The organism is Devosia oryziradicis, from assembly GCF_016698645.1.
GTDB lineage: Bacteria > Pseudomonadota > Alphaproteobacteria > Rhizobiales > Devosiaceae > Devosia > Devosia oryziradicis.
In genome coordinates, this window is record NZ_CP068047.1 from 3,070,819 (window position 1) to 3,088,414 (window position 17,596).

14 protein-coding genes are annotated in these 17,596 nt (G+C 64.6%); 9 read left to right on the plus strand and 5 right to left on the minus strand.

The window, feature by feature from the left end; translation table 11 throughout:
- Positions 1-145: 145 nt before the first annotated feature.
- Positions 146-1,417: a TIGR03808 family TAT-translocated repetitive protein gene (locus JI749_RS15270; RefSeq protein ID WP_201655813.1), complete on the plus strand. Its 1,272-nt coding sequence runs from the start codon at positions 146-148 to the stop codon at positions 1,415-1,417.
- On the opposite strand, the gene JI749_RS15275 is transcribed toward JI749_RS15270, so the two are convergent.
- The 4 genes from JI749_RS15275 to JI749_RS15290 form a co-directional block, all read right to left on the minus strand.
- A complete protein-coding gene (locus JI749_RS15275) occupies positions 1,414-2,412 on the minus strand; it encodes an asparaginase (RefSeq protein ID WP_201655815.1) in 999 nt (332 codons plus the stop codon). The two genes, JI749_RS15270 and JI749_RS15275, sit on opposite strands and share 4 nt — an antisense overlap.
- A gap of 272 nt (positions 2,413-2,684) precedes the next feature.
- Positions 2,685-3,023, minus strand: coding sequence for an SH3 domain-containing protein (locus JI749_RS15280; protein ID WP_201655818.1), 339 nt, complete (start codon positions 3,021-3,023; stop codon positions 2,685-2,687).
- 115 nt (positions 3,024-3,138) lie between these two features.
- Entirely contained in the window at positions 3,139-3,543 is a 405-nt protein-coding gene (locus tag JI749_RS15285) for a hypothetical protein (RefSeq protein WP_201655821.1), read from the minus strand.
- 154 nt (positions 3,544-3,697) lie between these two features.
- The gene (locus JI749_RS15290; protein WP_201655824.1) at positions 3,698-4,117 is read right to left on the minus strand and encodes a hypothetical protein; all 420 of its coding nucleotides are present in this window, start codon (positions 4,115-4,117) and stop codon (positions 3,698-3,700) included.
- A gap of 220 nt (positions 4,118-4,337) precedes the next feature.
- Here JI749_RS15290 and JI749_RS15295 point away from each other — a divergent pair, with 220 nt between their 5' ends.
- The 8 genes from JI749_RS15295 (at position 4,338) to cysG (ending at position 15,801) form a co-directional block, all read left to right on the plus strand.
- Positions 4,338-5,207 carry an NAD-dependent epimerase/dehydratase family protein gene (locus JI749_RS15295; RefSeq protein ID WP_201655827.1) on the plus strand — a complete coding sequence of 290 codons (870 nt, stop codon included), beginning with the start codon at positions 4,338-4,340 and terminating at the stop codon, positions 5,205-5,207.
- 83 nt (positions 5,208-5,290) lie between these two features.
- Positions 5,291-5,881: an ANTAR domain-containing response regulator gene (locus JI749_RS15300; RefSeq protein WP_201655830.1), complete on the plus strand. Its 591-nt coding sequence runs from the start codon at positions 5,291-5,293 to the stop codon at positions 5,879-5,881.
- A gap of 9 nt (positions 5,882-5,890) precedes the next feature.
- A complete protein-coding gene (locus JI749_RS15305; protein ID WP_201655833.1) occupies positions 5,891-7,099 on the plus strand; it encodes a CmpA/NrtA family ABC transporter substrate-binding protein in 1,209 nt (402 codons plus the stop codon).
- A gap of 439 nt (positions 7,100-7,538) precedes the next feature.
- The gene (locus JI749_RS15310) at positions 7,539-8,843 is read left to right on the plus strand and encodes a CmpA/NrtA family ABC transporter substrate-binding protein (RefSeq protein ID WP_233280946.1); all 1,305 of its coding nucleotides are present in this window, start codon (positions 7,539-7,541) and stop codon (positions 8,841-8,843) included.
- Between the two features lie 67 nt (positions 8,844-8,910).
- On the plus strand, positions 8,911-9,990 hold the full coding sequence (locus JI749_RS15315; protein WP_201655836.1) for an ABC transporter permease: 1,080 nt from the start codon (positions 8,911-8,913) through the stop codon (positions 9,988-9,990).
- A 9-nt stretch (positions 9,991-9,999) separates the two neighbouring features.
- A complete protein-coding gene (locus JI749_RS15320; RefSeq protein WP_201655839.1) occupies positions 10,000-11,751 on the plus strand; it encodes an ABC transporter ATP-binding protein in 1,752 nt (583 codons plus the stop codon).
- Positions 11,748-14,387 (plus strand): nitrate reductase, encoded by a 2,640-nt coding sequence (locus JI749_RS15325; RefSeq protein ID WP_201655842.1) that lies wholly within the window; start codon positions 11,748-11,750, stop codon positions 14,385-14,387. The genes JI749_RS15320 and JI749_RS15325 overlap by 4 nt, the downstream gene beginning before the upstream one ends.
- Entirely contained in the window at positions 14,359-15,801 is a 1,443-nt protein-coding gene (cysG, locus tag JI749_RS15330; protein ID WP_201655845.1) for a siroheme synthase CysG, read from the plus strand. The genes JI749_RS15325 and cysG overlap by 29 nt, the downstream gene beginning before the upstream one ends.
- Positions 15,802-15,928: 127 nt before the next feature.
- On the opposite strand, the gene JI749_RS15335 is transcribed toward cysG, so the two are convergent.
- The gene (locus JI749_RS15335; protein WP_201655848.1) at positions 15,929-17,590 is read right to left on the minus strand and encodes a urocanate hydratase; all 1,662 of its coding nucleotides are present in this window, start codon (positions 17,588-17,590) and stop codon (positions 15,929-15,931) included.
- Positions 17,591-17,596 lie beyond the last annotated feature (6 nt).

Below are 17,596 nucleotides of genomic sequence, written 5' to 3' on the forward strand. Positions count from 1 at the left end.
CCCTGTGAGTTCGTTCTTATAGCCGCCGCCATCGGAGCGGGACAACTCGTAACTCTGTTTTCCATTGCCGATGGCGGAGTGCCCGCGCGCAAGGCATCATGGCGCCATGATCAAACGCCGACATCTCCTTGCCGGACTGGCCGCCATGGCAGCCGTCCCCGCGCGCGCCCAGGGCAGCCTCGATTCCATCATGGCGGGCCTGGTGCCGGACTCCGAGGCCGATCAAAGCCAGATCCTGCAGGACGCAATCGACCATGCAGTCGGTTCCGGCCAACCGCTGCGCCTGCCGCCGGGCAATATCCGGGCCCAGGGACTGAACCTGCCCTGGGGGCTGGTCATGGAAGGCGTGCCGACGCTGTCGTCGATCACCCCGCATCCGGACAAAGGCAATTTCGCCATTGCCAGCATCTATGAGCGGGGCTCGGTGCTGTTTCGCGACATCACCTTCTATGGCAACGCGGCAAGTGGCGGCGAGCCGGCGAGCCTGTTCAGCTTTGAATATACCGACGACGTGGTGTTCGAGCGCTGCAGCTTCCGCGAGGTGTCGGGCAGCGCGATCACCAGCTATGATGCAGGCCTGATCGTCCGGGACTGCGAGTTCAGCGATATCGGCGACGCCGCCATTCACTCCATGGATGGGCGGGGACACACGATTGCGGGCAATCGCATCGCGCGGTGCGGCAATGCGGGCATCCGTATCTGGCGCGGCGAGAGTGGTCCGGATGCCTCGATCATCACAGGCAACCGCATCTCCGACATCGACTGGAAGGGTGGCGGGAACGGGCAGAACGGCAATGGCATCAATATCTACAAGGCGGACGAAGTCATCATCGCCGACAACCATATCGCCGATTGCGCCTTCACCGCCATTCGGCTGAACGCGACCAAAAATACGCAGGTGAGCGGCAATACCTGCCTGCGCTCGGGCGAGGTGGCGATTTTTTCGGAGTTCGAATTCTCCGGCTCGGTCATCGCCAGCAACATTGTCGACGGTGCCGCAACGGGCATTTCCATCACCAACCTGGACAGTGGCGGACAACTGGCCGTGTGCCAGGGCAATATCGTGCGCAACATCGCCCCGGCTTCGGCGGTAAATCCCGACACGATCCCGATCGGCATCTTTGCCGAGGCGGAAACCGCCATAACGGGCAACACGGTTCAAGGTGTGCCTGGCATCGCCATCGCCGCCGGCTACGGCACCTTCCTGCGCAATGTGCTGATCTCGGGCAACGTCGTCAGCGAAAGCGATATCGGCATCGGGGTCAGCGTGGTGGATGAAGCCGGGCCGGTCCAGATCGGCAGCAATGCGATCGCGGCGCTCCAGCATGCCATGGTCGGCCTCGCCTGGACAGACGTGGTCGAAACCGACCTCGCCGCCAATGCCGGGCGCTATCCGAATGTGACCATCAGCTTCTAGTCGACCGACCGCATCTCGCCCACTTCGGCGCCGCGCACATTCTTGATGGGCTGGTGGGCGAGCGTTTCGATCAGCGCCAGCTGGTTTGCATCCGGATCGGCAAATCTACGCAGCACGCCAGCGAGCATGGCATGGGATGCCGCCATGTTGCCGTCGTCGCATTTGAGGGCATAGCCCCAGCCCTTGTCCCTGATGGCGCCGCACTGCACGCCTTCGGCGCCGCCCTTCTGCATCAACCGGCCCTTGAATGCCTGCATCAGCAGCGTATCGGGGTGGCCGGTGCCAGCCACCAGGTGCGGGTGGGTGGTGGCCGCGTTAAACAGCCGCTGTGCGGCCGCGGCCAGATCCGCGGGCAACCCCTTGCCGGTCGACATGCGGGCGAAACCATAGGCAAAGGCGCGCAGGGGCGCGGCGAAAGTGGGGATCGAACAGCCATCGGTGCCGCACTTGCCATCGGTCAGGCTCTCGCCGATGACCGCTTCGACGGCGGCGCGAACCACCTTCTGTACTTCGTGCTCCCGGCTGACATAGCCCGCGGTGGGTACGCCCATGGCCAGGGCCACGCTCAGCATGCCGGAATGCTTGCCCGAGCAATTGTTGTGCAAGGGGCTCGGCTCCGCGCCGGCGGCCCGCAGTGCCTCGCGCGACGCGGCATTGGTTGGGGCATGGGCGCCACATTCGAGATCGGCGGCGGAGAGCCCGATCCGGGTCAGCAATCCGTTGGCGGTGGCGACGTGGACCTCCTCGCCGTGATGGCTGGCGCAGGCCAGCGCCAGCTCCTCTTCGGTGTGATGGAACTTGCCCTCGGCCTGGCGCGCGAAGATCGGCAAAGCCTGCATGGACTTGATGGCGGACCGCGGAAAGACCGCACGCTCGATATCGCCGCCCGAGGCGATGATCGTGCCATCGGCATCGACGACCACATAGGCGCCACGGTGGCGGTTTTCGACCCAGTTGCCGCGAACGGCTTCGGCAAGAATGGGATTGGCTTCCATCAGAAAAAACTCCGGTCCAGGCCGTTCTCACGAACAGCGCAGGACCGGAAAAGTCAACAGAGCATGGGAAGGAGGTAGGCACGAAAACTTGGGGGAGGCGCTGAGAAGCGCCTCTGGCGGGAGCGCCAAGGGGCGCCCCGGGTATCAGCGAGGGTGGAGACCCGGAAGGCCTGCAACGGTGATCTGCGGCGATGTTGAGCCACAAGCCAGCCGGGTCTCCGCCATCGCCGATACCGGGGCGCATCTTCAGCGCCCCTTGGCTCCGACTGGGATCAATGGCCCCAGTCGGGAACGGCGCTCAGGTAGCGCGAATTGACCCAGCCTGTGACGTGATGCTGGCCAACCAGGCACCAGTCCGAACCAGTCTGGGCTTCGATGCAGCGCTCGACCCAGACATGGCTGCCGGGTGCAAACGCAGCAATCTTCTGCGAATAGGAGGCCGGCCACTTGCGGACATTGAGCTTGTCCCACTGGGCGACGCCGGTAACCTGAGCCACCTGGTCGACCTGGTAGCCGGCGGCCATCGCGGGCTGTACGGCAAAAGCACCAGCGGCGGCGATCACCAGGCCACAGAGGGCGGCGACCAGAACTTTTTCCTGCTGCTTGTTCATGTTGTCCTCGGGACAGTTCGTTTGTTGAGATCACCCTGCCCGATGCGGCTTGAACTGATCGTGAGAGCGACGTTCAGAAACCGTTCATCTGGGCAGGATCGGGATGGCCCTTGCCTCAGCGCATGTTGCGCTGATGGACATAGAGCATGATGCTGTTGCCGCCGCCGACGCGCAGCGAGATCACGTCCTGGTGGTCGTAACCCTGGGCCTGGAGGGCAGCCATCAGCGTCGAATTCTGGGCGATCGGCTGGCGCAGCGTGCTCACGTTGCCCGAGATGAAGAGCGAGCCGTAGTCGTCGTTCGGGTTGCCGGTTTCGCAGACGGGGATGAGGTAGACAGACTGGTCATTGATCCCCTCGATGGTCGCGCGGGTCACGCGGGCCATGTAGTCGAGCTGGTAGCCGCAATTGTCGGTCGAGGACGCCTTGGGCTTGGGCACGAGGACGGCCGCGTTGCTGGGCAGAACGGCGGTGGCGGTGAGAATGCCGACGAGGGCGGCGAGAACGGTGGTCTTGATCATTTCAGTCTCCGGTGAGTTGAGCGGCCATGTGGCGCTATCGATGTTCGTCATCGACCTTGATGCGGGTTTTGCACGATCGCCTTTGAACCGCCCCTGAGGCGGACATTCAGGTTTCGTTTACCTGGTCCGACAAGGGCGGTTCTGCTGGCTCGCCTCAGCGCAAGTCGCGCTGGTGGACGTAGAGGACGACGTCGCCGTTGCCGCCGAAGCGCAGCGAGATGACGTCCTGGTGGTCGTAGCCCTGGGCAGTCAGCGCGGCCATCAGCGTGCGGTTGTTGGCGATGGGCAGGCGGAGCGTGCCGACATTGCCTGTGGTGAACAGCCAGCCGTAGTCGTCGCGACCCAGGCCGGTTTCGCAGACCGGGATCAGATAGACCGGCTGGCTATGAATGGATTCGATCAGTGTCCGGGTCATGCGCGGCATGTAGTTGAGCTGATAGGCGCATTCGTCTTCCGAGACCGTGGGGGCCGGCTTGTTCTGCGGCACACCCGCAATGAACTGGGCATTGCTGGGCATGATGGTGGCAGCGGTGGCGATGCCGGCGAGCAGGGTGAGAACAGTGGTCTTCAACATTTCCAATCTCCTGGTTGGGCCGCTGCGTGCGGCCATGTCGATGCCTGTGATCGACCTTGGGACCAGATATGCTCCGGTACGCTTGAACCGGCGCTGAGACGGCCATTCATCATTTGTTTACCCGCTGGACGCGCGTTGGAACCGTTGGCATCGGCGCCGTTCCGGCATAGGCTTGCGGCCAGCCACAACGAAAAATCGCATGGAAAAAGAGGAGGTTCGCATGGCCAAGGTTCTGGTGACGGGTGGGAGCGGCAAGCTGGGGCGCGCGGTGCTGCGCGACCTGGTCACGCATGGCTATGACGTGCTCAACATCGACCAGCAGGCGCTGCCCGAACCGATCTGCCGCAGCGTGCGGATCGACCTGACCAATTTCGGCGAAGTGGCGTCGGCGATCCTTGGTGGCGTCGACGAACATAAGGGGCCGTTCGATGCGGTGGTGCATCTGGCCGCGATTCCCGCCCCGGGCCTGGCGGCCAATGCGCGCACCTTCGCCAACAATGTTCCGACCACCTACAACGTGTTCGAGGCTTGCCGCCTGGCCGGCATCAAGAACGTCGTCTTTGCGTCCAGCGAGACCGTGCTCGGCCTGCCCTTCGACACGCCACCGCCCTATGCGCCGGTGGACGAAGAATATTATCCGCGTCCCGAAACAGCCTATTCACTCGGCAAGCTGCTCGATGAAACCATGGCGGCCCAATTCTGCCGCTGGGATCCGACCCTGCGCATGGTGGGCCTGCGATTCTCCAACGTGATGTATCCGGAGGACTATGCGGCCTTCCCGCGCTTCGATGCCGATCCGCGCAGCCGCAAGTGGAACCTGTGGGGCTATATCGACGCGCGCGACGGCGCCCAGGCCGTGCGCCGCTCCATCCAGGCCGATTTTACCGGCTTTGAAGCGTTTATCATCGCCAATGCCGACACGGTCATGAGCCGCTCCAACATGTCGTTGATGGCGGAGGTATTTCCCGACGTTCCGACCAAGGGGAACCTCAGCACCAACGGAACGCTGCTTTCGATCGAGAAGGCCAAGCGGATGCTGGGTTATTCGCCCCAGTACAGCTGGCGCAACGAAGTCGGACAAAAAGGCTAGAGTGCCAGCGGCGTCAAAATTGCATACGAATTGTGCATGACGACCTCTTGTGCTTTTTCTGGGCACCGGCATAACTGCCGCCGATGCCCAGCCCCGACCTCTCCGTCCTGATCATTGACGAGAACCGCATCCGTTCCTCAATCATCGAGGACGGGCTGCGGGAGGCCGGACATTCGCGCGTTGCTGTCATCCATGACGTCAACGAGGTGGGCCGCACCATCCAGGCCACCAAACCCGACGTGATCGTCATCGATCTCGAGAATCCCAAGCGCGACACGCTTGAGCACTTCTTCTCGCTGTCACGCGCCATCCAGCGGCCCATCGCCATGTTCGTGGACCGCTCGGATCACGGGATGATCGAAAAGGCCGTCGAGGCGGGCGTCTCCGCCTATGTGGTTGACGGGCTCAAGAAGGAGCGCGTCAAGCCGATCCTCGACATGGCCATTTCGCGCTTCAATGCCTTCTCGCGCCTGACGCGGGAACTGGAGCAGGCGCGCAGCGAACTCGAGGATCGCAAGCTGATCGAACAGGCCAAGGGCATTCTCATGCGCACCCGCAATCTCAGCGAAGCCGATGCCTATGCCCTGCTCCGCTCCACCGCCATGAACCAGAACCGGCGCATGGTCGACATCGCCCAGAGCCTTGTGACCGCTGCCGACCTTCTGGGACCATAGGAAAACGCAATGTCCCTTACCCGCCTCACCGCCGGCTTTCTTCCCCTGCTCGACAGCGTCCTTCTGGTGCTGGCGCAGGAGAAGGGATTCGCGGCAGCAGAGGGGCTGGACCTCCGCCTGGTGCGGGAGACGAGTTGGGCCAATATTCGCGATCGGGCAGCGATCGGCCATTTCGACATTGCCCAGATGCTCGCGCCGATGCCGCTGGCGGCAAGCCTGGGCCTGACCCCGATCGCTACGCCGATGATTACGCCCATTGTTCTTGGCCTGGGCAACAATGCCATCACCGTCAGCTCAGAACTCTGGAAGGCAATGGCCGATGAGGGAGCACGGGACGATCTGGCCGCCGGCCCCACTGGGGCTGCATTGGCGCGGGTCGTCGCAGCCTCGTCGCGCAAACTGCGCTTCGGCGTGGTGCACCAGACCTCGTCGCACAACTACGAGTTGCGCTATTGGCTGGCGGCGAGCGGCATCAAGCCCGACCGGGACGTGGAGATCGTCGTGCTTCCCCCGCCCCTGCTGCCCGATGCGCTGGGTACGGGCGGCATCGATGGCTATTGCGTGGGCGAACCCTGGAACAGCATCGGGGTAGCTACAAAGGGCGCCCGTATCGCCACGGTCAAGGCCTCGATCTGGCAATCCAGCCCCGACAAGGTGATCGGCATGCGGACTGCGTGGGCGGAGGCGCATCCCGACCAGGTTGCCGCCCTGGTTCGCGCCATCTATCGAGCCGGCATCTGGTGCGGCGTTCCGGAAAATCATGCCGAGGCCGCGCGCATCATGTCCGGCGCGGCCTATCTCGACACCAGCACCGAGATCGTCGCCCGGGCGCTTACGGGAATGCTCGATATCGGGGCGGGTGTGGTCCGCCACGTGCCGGATCACTTCGTGCCGCATGCCTATGGGGCCAACTTCCCCTGGAAGAGCCATGCCCTCTGGTATTACTCGCAAATGGTGCGCTGGGGCGAAGTCGCGGCGAGTGCGGAACACGCCACGCTGGCCGCCGCCTGCTTCCGCCCAGATCTTTATCGCGCCGCACTCGCATCCATCGGCGCCGTCATGCCCGCCGATGACTATAAGACCGACGGCACAAGAGCGGCGGCCGCTCCCATCACGGCGATCGGCGGTACGCTGATTGCCGGTCCCGATCTGTTTTTTGACGGGAAGGTGTTCGACCCCACGCTGATCGACGCCTATATCGACAGCCAAAGAGACTGATCAGGCCCACGCTGCAATGTTGAGCAACGTGGTTCGCCTGCCAGAATAATAGGCAGTTTGGCGAGGTTTTGGGCCAACCTTGTCGGCGATGGCTCTACCCTCATTAACTCGGCCATCTCCGCAAATCCCTGACCGCTCACGATAATCCACCGTCCGGCCAAGTTGGCACGCTTCATGCAATGCTCCTGGCGAAGGAGCTCCTCCCAAGACGCTCTTCAGTCGACGTTCCAAAGATGGGGCGTCTCCAGGCAAAGCTGCCAACAGGTTCCCGCAAAACGGTCAACGGACCGGCTGCGTCGATCCCGTTGGCAGCTTTTTGTTTTTCCTATCGGTGCAGATGGAGAACTACATGACGCAGACGACGACCAACGGGCGACTGACGCCGAAGCTCCGGAGTCCTATCGCGGCCCTGGCAGCCGGCTTCCTGGCCGCCTGTGTGATGGCGCCACTGGGCGCGCAGGCCGAAATGCTCGATGTCGAAAAGGACGAACTGAAGTTCGGCTTCATCAAGCTCACGGACATGGCGCCCCTGGCTGTCGCCTACGAGCTTGGCTACTTCGAGGACGAAGGCCTGTTCGTCACGCTGGAACCACAGGCCAACTGGAAGGTGCTGCTCGACGGCGTAATTACCGGCGAGCTGGACGGTGCCCACATGTTGGCTGGTCAGCCGCTGGCCGCGACGATCGGCTATGGCACGCAAGCCCATATCGTCACGCCGTTCTCGATGGACCTCAACGGCAATGCGATCACCGTGTCCAACGCCGTCTGGGAATTGATGAAGCCCAGCCTGGCGACCGATGCGCAGGGCCTGCCGCAGCATCCCATCAGCGCCGAAGCGCTGAAGCCTGCGATTGAGTCCTTCGCCGCCGAGGGCCGCCCGTTCAACCTGGGCATGGTTTTCCCGGTATCAACGCACAATTACGAACTGCGCTACTGGCTGGCGGCGGGCGGAATCAATCCGGGATTTTATTCGCCCGAGGATGTGTCCGGCCAAATCGGCGCCGACGTTTACCTCTCCGTGACGCCACCACCGCAGATGCCGGCCACACTGGAAGCCGGCACCATTGATGGCTACGCGGTCGGCGAGCCGTGGAACCAGGCGGCGGTGTTCAAGAAGATCGGTGTGCCCGTCATCACCGACTACGAGATCTGGAAGAACAATCCCGAGAAGGTGTTCGGGATGACCGCCGACTTCGTCGAACAAAATCCCAATACCGCCATTGCCGTGACCAAGGCGCTGATCCGCGCTGCCAAGTGGCTTGACGAGAACGACAATGCCAACCGCGGCGAAGCCGTGGATATCCTCGCCCGCCCCGACTATGTGGGCGCCGATGCGGCCGTCATCGCCAATTCGATGACCGGCACGTTTGAATACGAGCAGGGCGACAAGCGCGAGGTACCCGACTTCAACGTGTTCTACCGGCACTTCGCGACCTATCCCTACTATTCGGATGCCGTCTGGTACCTCACGCAGATGCGCCGCTGGGGCCAGATCGCCGAGGACAAGCCGGACGACTGGTATGCAGACGTCGCCAAGTCCGTTTATCGCCCCGACATCTACCTCAAGGCCGCTCGCATGCTGGTCGACGAGGGCCTGATCGACGAAGCCGACGTGCCATGGGACAGCGATGGCTACCGGCCGGCCACGGCCGACTTCATCGACGGCGTGTCCTATGACGGCCGGACGCCCAATGCCTACATCGACAGCTTCGCTATCGGTCTGAAGACCGGCGAAACCCCCTGACACAACCAGATGGGTGGTCGGGCCAAGCGGTCCGACCACCGGATCGCGACGAAAACAGGATCAAGACATGAGCATTGTCAGCGACGTTTCCGGCAGGAGCCGTTCCGATCAAAGGCGCCAGAAGCTGTTTGCCGCCATTAACCGGGCATCGGCCTGGCTGAGTGCCCTCGGACTGGGCTGGCTCACCCCGTTGCTGAAGATCGCCGCCGGCGACGATCCGCGCGAACAGCTGGGCGAGTTGCGGGACAGCCTGGTCTTCCCGCTGATGGGCATTGTCCTATTCCTGACGGCCTGGGCCATGCTGGCGCCGCAGGTACAGACCTCGCTGGGCGCCATTCCGGGGCCCGCCCAGGTCTGGGAACAGGCCGGCGCCCTCTGGCAGGATCACGTCGCCGAGCGGGAGAAGGAAGCTTCCTTCTATGCGCGCCAGGACGAGCGCAATGCCGAGGCGGTTGCCGAAGGCCGTCCGGAAGACGTCAAGTTGCGCGCCTATACCGGCAAGCCGACCTTTCTCGACCAGATCCTCACCTCGCTTAAGACAGTGGGGCTCGGATTCCTGATCGCTACCGCGGTTGCCGTTCCCCTGGGCATTGCCTCGGGCCTCAGCCGCCCGTTCAACGGCGCCCTCAACCCGCTGGTGCAGTTGTTCAAGCCGGTGTCGCCGCTGGCCTGGCTGCCGATCGTCACCATGATCGTTTCGGCGGTCTATGTCGACGTCAACGAAGCCTTCCCCAAGGCGTTGGTCATTTCCGCGGTTACCGTGACGCTGTGCTCGCTGTGGCCGACACTGATCAATACGGCACTGGGCGTGGCCTCGATCGACAAGGACCTGGTCAATGTCGGCAAGGTGCTGCAGCTCTCGACCCTCACCACCATCAGCAAGCTGGTACTGCCCTCGGCGCTGCCGCTGATCTTCACGGGTCTGCGCCTGTCGCTGGGTGTGGGCTGGATGGTGCTGATCGCTGCCGAAATGCTGGCGCAGAATCCGGGCCTGGGCAAATTCGTCTGGGACGAGTTCCAGAACGGGTCGTCCAACTCCCTGGCGCGCATCATGGTGGCCGTGCTGACCATCGGCACCATCGGCTTCATGCTCGACCGGGTGATGTTCACCCTGCAGACCGCCTTCACCTTCTCCTCCAATCGCTAGGAGGGTTCGATGACCAGGACCATTCTGCAGCTTTCCGATGTCTCCAAGCACTATGGCGAAGGCGCCAAGCGCACGGATGTGCTTTCCGGTCTCAACCTCGATGTCGAGGAAGGCGAATCCGTCGCCATCCTGGGCTTTTCGGGCGCCGGCAAGACCACGCTGATCTCCCTGCTGGCCGGGCTGATCGGGCCGGACCAGGGTGGCGTCCTCTTCCGGGGCCGCGAAATCGACGGCCCCGGGCCGGAACGCGGTGTCGTGTTCCAGTCCTATTCGCTGATGCCCTGGCTGTCGGTGGGCGGCAATGTCGACCTGGCAATCAACGCCGTGCACAAATCGATGAGCCGCGCCGACCGCCTGGCTCTGCGCAAGCGTTATATCGACATGGTCGGGCTGGCCCATGCCGTCGACCGCCGCCCGTCGGAACTGTCCGGCGGCATGCGGCAGCGCGTGGCGGTTGCCCGGGCGCTGGCCATGCAGCCCGAAGTGCTGCTCATGGACGAGCCGCTTTCGGCGCTCGACGCGCTGACGCGCTCCAAGCTGCAGGACGAATTTGCCCTGATCTCGGAAGCCGAAAAGAAGACCATCATCCTGATCACCAATGACGTGGATGAGGCCATCCTGTTGGCCGACCGCGTCATTCCGCTGACGCCCGGACCGGCCGCCACCTTGGGGCCAAACTTTTCGGTCGGCATCGAACGGCCTCGGGATCGCGCTGCGCTCAATGGCGATGACCGGTTCATCGCCCTGCGCCGGGAAATCACCGAATACCTGATGGACGTGGGCGCCGGGCGCAATGCGGCGGGCGAGCGCGAAGTGTCGCTGCCCAATGTCGTGCCGATCGAGCGGGGCAAATCCGCCAGGATGCCGGAGGCCTATGCCAAGGCCGCGGCCTCGCCGACCAAAGCGGGTTATGTCGAATTCTCGCAGGTGTCCAAGGTCTATCCGACTCCCAAGGGCCCGCTGACGGTGGTCGACCGCTTCGATTTCAAGATGAAGAAGGGCGAGTTCGTCACCCTGATCGGCCATTCGGGCTGCGGCAAATCCACTGTCCTGTCCATGGTCGCGGGCCTCAACCCCATCTCGGCGGGCGGCATCGTGCTCGACAATCGCGAAGTCGTCGGCGCCGGTCCGGATCGGGCCGTGGTGTTCCAGGCGCCGTCGCTGATGCCCTGGCTGACGGCGCGCGAGAATGTCGCGCTCGGCGTCGACCGGGTCTATCCCAATGCCAGCCCCGCCGAACGGCGCGACGTGGTGGAATATTATCTGGCGCGCGTTGGCCTCGGCGATGCCATGCATCGCCCGGCCGCCGAATTGTCCAATGGCATGAAGCAGCGCGTCGGCATTGCGCGCGCCTTTGCCCTCTCCCCCAAGCTGCTGCTGCTCGACGAGCCTTTCGGCATGCTCGACAGCATCACGCGCTGGGAGCTGCAGGACGTGTTGATGGATGTGTGGGCCAAGACGCAGGTCACCGCCATCTGCGTCACCCACGACGTGGACGAGGCAATCCTCCTGGCCGACCGGGTCGTCATGATGTCGAACGGCCCCAATGCCCGCATCGGCAATGTGATGGAAGTGAACCTGCCGCGCCCCCGCTCGCGCAAGGCGCTGCTCGCCCACAAGGACTACTACGCCTATCGCGAAGAGCTGCTCGGGTTCCTGGAAGCCTATGAGGGTGGCGCCAATCCAGACCAGGAAACGCTCGACCGCATCCGCAACAAGCGCGCGGGACGCCTCGAAGGGCAGATCGAGGCGGCTGAATGAACCAGCAGGTCGCCAGCCCCACGGTCCGCACCACCTGCCCTTATTGCGGGGTGGGCTGCGGTGTGCTGGCCACGCCGCAGGCCGATGGTTCAGTCGCCATTGCGGGCGATCCGGACCATCCCGCCAATTTCGGTCGCCTCTGCTCGAAGGGCTCGGCGCTGGGCGAGACGCTGTCGCTCGATGGCCGCCTGCTCTATCCGGAAATCGCGGGGGACCGCGCCAGCTGGGACGAAGCGCTCGATCGCGTCGCCGGCACCTTCAGGCAGACCATCGACCAATTCGGTCCGGACTCCGTCGCCATCTTCGGTTCCGGCCAGTTGCTGACCGAGGACTATTACGTCGCCAACAAGCTGATGAAGGGCTTCATCGGCTCGGGCAATATGGACACCAATTCGCGCCTGTGCATGGCCTCGTCGGTGGCCGGCCACAAGCGCGCCTTCGGCTCCGACACGGTGCCGGGCAATTACGAAGACCTCGAACTGGCCGACCTCATCGTGCTGGTGGGCAGCAATCTGGGCTGGTGCCATCCGGTGCTTTACCAGCGCATCGTCAAGGCCAAGGCCGAGCGTCCCGACATGCGCGTCGTGCTCATCGACCCTCGACGCACGGTTACTGCCGACATCGCCGACCTTCACCTGGCGGTGCAATCGGATGGCGACAGCGCCCTGTTCGTCGGGCTGCTCGCGCACCTGGCGCAACACGGCCTGACGGCGCCCGACTTCATTGCCGACCATACCAGCGGCTACAGCGCGGCCCTGATGGTGGCTGAGGACTGGCCATTGGAGCGCGTTGCCGAAGCAGCCGGCGTTCCGCCCAAGGCCGTCGAAATCTTCTACAGCTGGTTCGCGCAGACCGAGAAGGTCGTGACCGTCTATTCGCAGGGCGTCAACCAGTCCGCCTCGGGCACCGACAAGGTCAACGCGATCATCAACTGCCACCTGGCGACCGGCCGCATCGGGCGGGCCGGCATGGGGCCGTTTTCGGTCACCGGCCAGCCCAATGCCATGGGCGGGCGGGAAGTCGGCGGCCTCGCCAACATGCTCGCGGCCCATATGGATTTCACCCCCGAGACCATCGACCGGGTCGGTCGCTTCTGGGGCAGCAATACTGTCGCCAAGGCACCCGGCCTCAAGGCCGTCGACATGTTCGCGGCCATGGCGCGCGGCGAGATCAAGGCCGTCTGGATCATGGCCACCAATCCGGTGGATTCCATGCCCGAGGCCGACGCCGTGCGCGCCGCCCTGGTCGCCTGCCCCTTCGTCGTCGTCTCCGACATGTCGGCCCGTACCGATACCGGGATCACCGCCCATGTGCGCCTGCCGGCGGCCGGCTGGGGCGAGAAGGATGGCACGGTCACCAATTCGGAGCGCCGGATTTCCCGTCAGCGGCCCTTCCTGGCTTTGCCGGGCGAAGCGCGCCCCGACTGGTGGATCGTCAAGGAAGTCGCCCGCCGCATGGGCTTTGGTCAGAGCTTCGACTATGAGAGCCCGGCGCAGATCTTTGCCGAGCATGTGGCGCTGACCGCATTCGAGAATGAGGGCAGCCGCTCGCTCGATCTCACCGGCCTGGGCGGCGCCGATTATGCCACCCTGGCGCCCACGCAGTGGCCTGTCCGCCGCAAGCCGACCGCGCGCATGTTCGGCGACGGCCGCTTCCTGACCCCCGATGGCAAGGCCCGTTTCGTTCCAGTATTGCCGCCGCCACCGTTTGCGCCGCCGCCGGGCAGTTTCATCCTCAATACCGGTCGCGTGCGCGATCACTGGCATACCATGACGCGCACCGGTAAAGCCGCGCGCCTGTCGGCCCACTATGCCGAACCCTTCGTCGAGCTTCATCCGGCCGATGCCGAGCGGCTCAATATCCGGCGCGCCACGCTGGTCCGGCTCAGCAATCGCCACGGCAGCGCCGTGGTCCGTGCGCTGGTGACCGACCGGCAGCGGCCTGGACACCTCTTTGCCCCCATGCATTGGACGGATCAGTTCGCCTCGAGCGGACGCGTCGATGCGCTGGTGACCGCCAAGGTCGATCCCGTGTCGTCCCAGCCGGCCTTGAAGATGGCGGAAGTCCACGCCGAACCTGTCAATGTCAGGCTCTATGGCTTCTTCGTCGCGGCCAGCCGCCCGACACTCGACGCGGGCTACTGGGCCATTGCCGAAGCTATCGGCGGCCTACGTGGCGAACTCGCCTGGTTCGAGGAACCGGCCGATCTGGCCGCATGGCTCCGGACCGCCTTTGCCCTGCCCGATACGGCCGCTGTCCAATCCGTGCGCGATGCGCGTTCGGGCCGCAGCAGCTTTGCCGTCATCAAGGATGGGCGGTTGGTGGTGGCGCTCTACGCCGCGCCCGATCCGGTGCTGGTATCCCGCCAATGGGCGTCCGGCCTGCTCGAAGCCGACGATCTCAGCGCCGTGGCCGTGCTGGCGGGCCGTCCAGGGGCGGACATGCCAGATAGCGGCGCCATAGTCTGCTCATGCTTTTCAGTGGGCATCAACACCATCACGTCCGCCATTACCCAGCAGGGCTGCAGCACGGTCGAGGCCGTGGGCGCCTGCACCAAGGCCGGGACCAATTGCGGTTCCTGCCGTGCCGAAATCAGAGGAATCATCCATGCACGTGGTCTCCAGGCAGCAGAATAAGTCCCGTCCCGACCGGGTCGCACCGCTGGCGGTGCTGCCGGTATTCTTCGATCTGACCGGCAAGCGGGTCATCGCCATAGGCGGGTCGGAAGCCGCAACGTGGAAGATCGAACTACTTGCCGCGGCCGGCGCGCATGTGCAGGTGCTGGCGCCGATCGACCAGTGGTGCGACGACCTGATCGCGCTCGCGGAAAGTGGTGCTTCCGCCGGTACGATCAGCCTGGTGGACTGCCAATGGTCACCGTCGGACTTGTCAGGCGCGGCCCTGGCGGTGGCCGATATCGAGGGTGACGCCGAGGCTCTGGCCTTCGTCGAGGCCGCGCGGGACGCAGCGGTGCCCTACAATGTCATCGACCGGCCCGAATTTTGCCAGTTTCAGTTCGGCACCATCGTCAACCGCTCTCCTGTCGTCGTGGGTATTTCCACCGCCGGCGCCGCGCCGATCCTGGGCCAGGCCGTCCGCCGCCGCATCGAGACCCTGCTGCCGGCAACGCTCAGCGCCTGGGCGCAACTGGCCCGGCAGGTGCGCGCCAGTGTGATGGACCGGCTCGAAGCCGGCCCGCAACGCCGCGCCTTTTGGGAGCGACTGGTCGACCGCGCCTTCGGCGACGCCGCGCCGACACCCATGGATGGCGACATCGACGCCATTGCGGCTGCGCCGCCTCTTGGTCGCGTGACGCTGGTCGGGGCCGGGCCGGGTGACGCAGACCTGCTCACCATCAAGGCGGTGCGCGCACTGCAATCGGCCGACGTCATCCTGTTCGATGACCTCGTCTCCCCGGACGTCCTCGAACTCGCCCGCCGGGAAGCCAAGCGCATGCTGGTCGGCAAGCGCGCCGCCCGCGAAAGCTGCCGCCAGGAGGACATCAACGAGATGATGCTGACCCTGGCCCGCCAGGGCAAGCACGTGGTCCGGCTCAAGTCCGGCGACCCGATGATCTTCGGCCGGGCCGGCGAAGAGATCGACATGCTCGAGGGCCACGGCATTGCTGTCGGCGTCGTGCCGGGCGTCACTGCCGCGCTGGCGCTGGCCAGCCGGCTGGGCATTTCATTGACCCACCGCGACCATGCGCAATCGGTGCGCTTCGTCACCGGGCATTCCCGTAAGGGCGTGCTGCCCGATACGCTGAACTGGGTCGGGCTCGCCGACCCCGCGACCACCAGCGTCTATTACATGTCTCGCCGCACCCTGCCCGAGATCGTCAGCCAGCTGCGGGCCCAGGGCATGGGTCTTGGCACGCCCGCCATCATTGCCGGCAATGTCGGCCGCGCCGACGAGCAGGTCTGGCGCGGCACGATTGGCGAAGCGGTCGCAGCGGTGGAGGCGTTCCCCCTCTCGGCGCCGACGATCTTCGCAGTGGGCGACGCGCTGAGGCAGCGGACATCTGCCGCGGCAATCGCGGTCAGCGCCTGACGGTCTTACGCACCGCGCGTCACCCTCGGGCTTGACCCGAGGGCTCTTCACTTGCCGCGTTCAGAAAGTGTAACGCCCTCGGGTCAGGCCCGAGGGTGACGATCGAGTGCTAACTGCCCCGGTAGGATCAGCCCACCCTGATATGCCCAATGCCCTTCGCCGCGATCTCTTCCAGGCTTTCCTCATAGCCCGCATCGGCATAGCGCATCACACCGAGCGCCGTGTCGTTGGTCAGCGCGTGGGCGAGCCGCTCGTCGCCGCCAGCGGTACCATCGGCCACCACGGTGACGCCCGCGGAAGTCATGTAGCCGGCATAGCCTCCACCGCCGGAATGAACCACGACCAGATCGGCCATGGACGAACAGAGCAGCATGGCGTCCAGGATGGGCCAGTCCGCGATGGCGTCCGAGCCGTCCTGCATGCGTTCCGTCATGATGTTGGGGTGTGCCATGGCCCCGGCATCGAGGTGATCGCGGCTGAAGGCGACCGGGCCGGCCAGCGTTCCGTCGGCGACCATGGCATTGACCGCGCGCGCCAACGCCGTGCGCTCGCCATGGCCCAGCCAGGCGATCCGCGCCGGCAGGCCTTCGAACGGCACATGCTGCCGCGCCAGCGAAATCCAGTTGGTGACGATCCTGTTGTCCGGAAACATCTCCAGCAGTTTGTCGTCGATCTTGCGGATGTCCTCCGGATCGCCCGACAGCGCCATCCAGCGGAACGGGCCAATGGCGCGGGCGAATAGCGGCCGCAGATAGGCCTCGGTGAAAATCTTGATGTCGAAGGCGTTCTCGACGCCCCCTGCCTTGGCATGGGTGCGGATCAGGTTGCCATTGTCGAACACTTCGCTACCCGCCTGCTGAAAAGCCAGCATGGCGCGGACATGGTCGACGATCGACGCCCGGCTTGCCGCCATCAACTGACCGGGCCCCTCGACGCGCAGGCGACGAACCTCGTCAAGCGACATGCCCTTGGGCACATAGCCATAGACGAGGTCATGCGCACTGGTCTGGTCGGTGACGATGTCCGGAACGATGCCGCGGCGGGCGATTTCCGGATAGATTTCGGCCGCATTGCCGACCAGCCCGATCGAGGTCGCCCGTTTCTCGGCGACGGCTCTGTCGATCATCGCCAACGCAGTATCGAGATCGGGAGCGATCGCTTCGAGGTAGCCGATCTCCTTGCGCTTGCGGGCGCGTTCAGGGTCGATATCGACGCAGAGGATGGCCGCCCCCGCCATGCGGCCGGCCAGGGGTTGCGCACCGCCCATGCCGCCGAGACCAGCGGTGAGGATGAAGCGCCCCGCCAGGTCCCCGCCGAAGCGGTTTTCGGCGATGCGCATGAAGATTTCATAGGTGCCCTGGATAACGCCTTGGCTGCCGATATATTGCCACGCGCCGGCGGTGAGCCCGCCCCAGCAGATCAGGCCCTTCTTCTCCAGCTCATAAAACACCTCCGCCTTGGCCCATTGCCCGACGATGTTGCAGTTGGCCATGATGACCAGCGGCGCCTTGGCGTGGGTCTTGAGCAGTCCGATCGGCTTGCCCGACTGGATGATCAGGGTCTGGTCCTCGTCCATGGCAAGCAGGGTGTCGACGATTGCCTTGTGGCTGGCCCAGTTGCGCGCCGCCTTGCCCAAGGCGGCATAGACGATCAGCTCATCCGGGTTCTCGCCAACCGAGAGCACGTTCTCCAACAACCGCAACAGCGCTTCCTGCCGCCAGCCCTTGGCGCGCAGCTCCGGGCCGCTCGGAATAGGGAAGTTGGGATGACGGGGATTGGCTGTCGGCATGGTGAT

What these genes read in the sequence shown, in the direction of transcription:
- JI749_RS15295 (WP_201655827.1), top strand. Translation starts at nt 4,338, where the DNA reads ATGGCCAAGGTTCTGGTGACGGGTGGGAGCGGCAAGCTGGGGCGCGCG.
- JI749_RS15315 (WP_201655836.1), top strand. Translation starts at nt 8,911, where the DNA reads ATGAGCATTGTCAGCGACGTTTCCGGCAGGAGCCGTTCCGATCAAAGG.
- JI749_RS15325 (WP_201655842.1), top strand. Translation starts at nt 11,748, where the DNA reads ATGAACCAGCAGGTCGCCAGCCCCACGGTCCGCACCACCTGCCCTTAT.
- JI749_RS15305 (WP_201655833.1), top strand. Translation starts at nt 5,891, where the DNA reads ATGTCCCTTACCCGCCTCACCGCCGGCTTTCTTCCCCTGCTCGACAGC.
- JI749_RS15290 (WP_201655824.1), bottom strand. Translation starts at nt 4,117, where the DNA reads ATGTTGAAGACCACTGTTCTCACCCTGCTCGCCGGCATCGCCACCGCT.
- JI749_RS15270 (WP_201655813.1), top strand. Translation starts at nt 146, where the DNA reads ATGGCAGCCGTCCCCGCGCGCGCCCAGGGCAGCCTCGATTCCATCATG.
- JI749_RS15275 (WP_201655815.1), bottom strand. Translation starts at nt 2,412, where the DNA reads ATGGAAGCCAATCCCATTCTTGCCGAAGCCGTTCGCGGCAACTGGGTC.
- JI749_RS15310 (WP_233280946.1), top strand. Translation starts at nt 7,539, where the DNA reads ATGGCGCCACTGGGCGCGCAGGCCGAAATGCTCGATGTCGAAAAGGAC.
- JI749_RS15335 (WP_201655848.1), bottom strand. Translation starts at nt 17,590, where the DNA reads ATGCCGACAGCCAATCCCCGTCATCCCAACTTCCCTATTCCGAGCGGC.
- JI749_RS15300 (WP_201655830.1), top strand. Translation starts at nt 5,291, where the DNA reads ATGCCCAGCCCCGACCTCTCCGTCCTGATCATTGACGAGAACCGCATC.
- cysG (WP_201655845.1), top strand. Translation starts at nt 14,359, where the DNA reads ATGCACGTGGTCTCCAGGCAGCAGAATAAGTCCCGTCCCGACCGGGTC.
- JI749_RS15280 (WP_201655818.1), bottom strand. Translation starts at nt 3,023, where the DNA reads ATGAACAAGCAGCAGGAAAAAGTTCTGGTCGCCGCCCTCTGTGGCCTG.
- JI749_RS15285 (WP_201655821.1), bottom strand. Translation starts at nt 3,543, where the DNA reads ATGATCAAGACCACCGTTCTCGCCGCCCTCGTCGGCATTCTCACCGCC.
- JI749_RS15320 (WP_201655839.1), top strand. Translation starts at nt 10,000, where the DNA reads ATGACCAGGACCATTCTGCAGCTTTCCGATGTCTCCAAGCACTATGGC.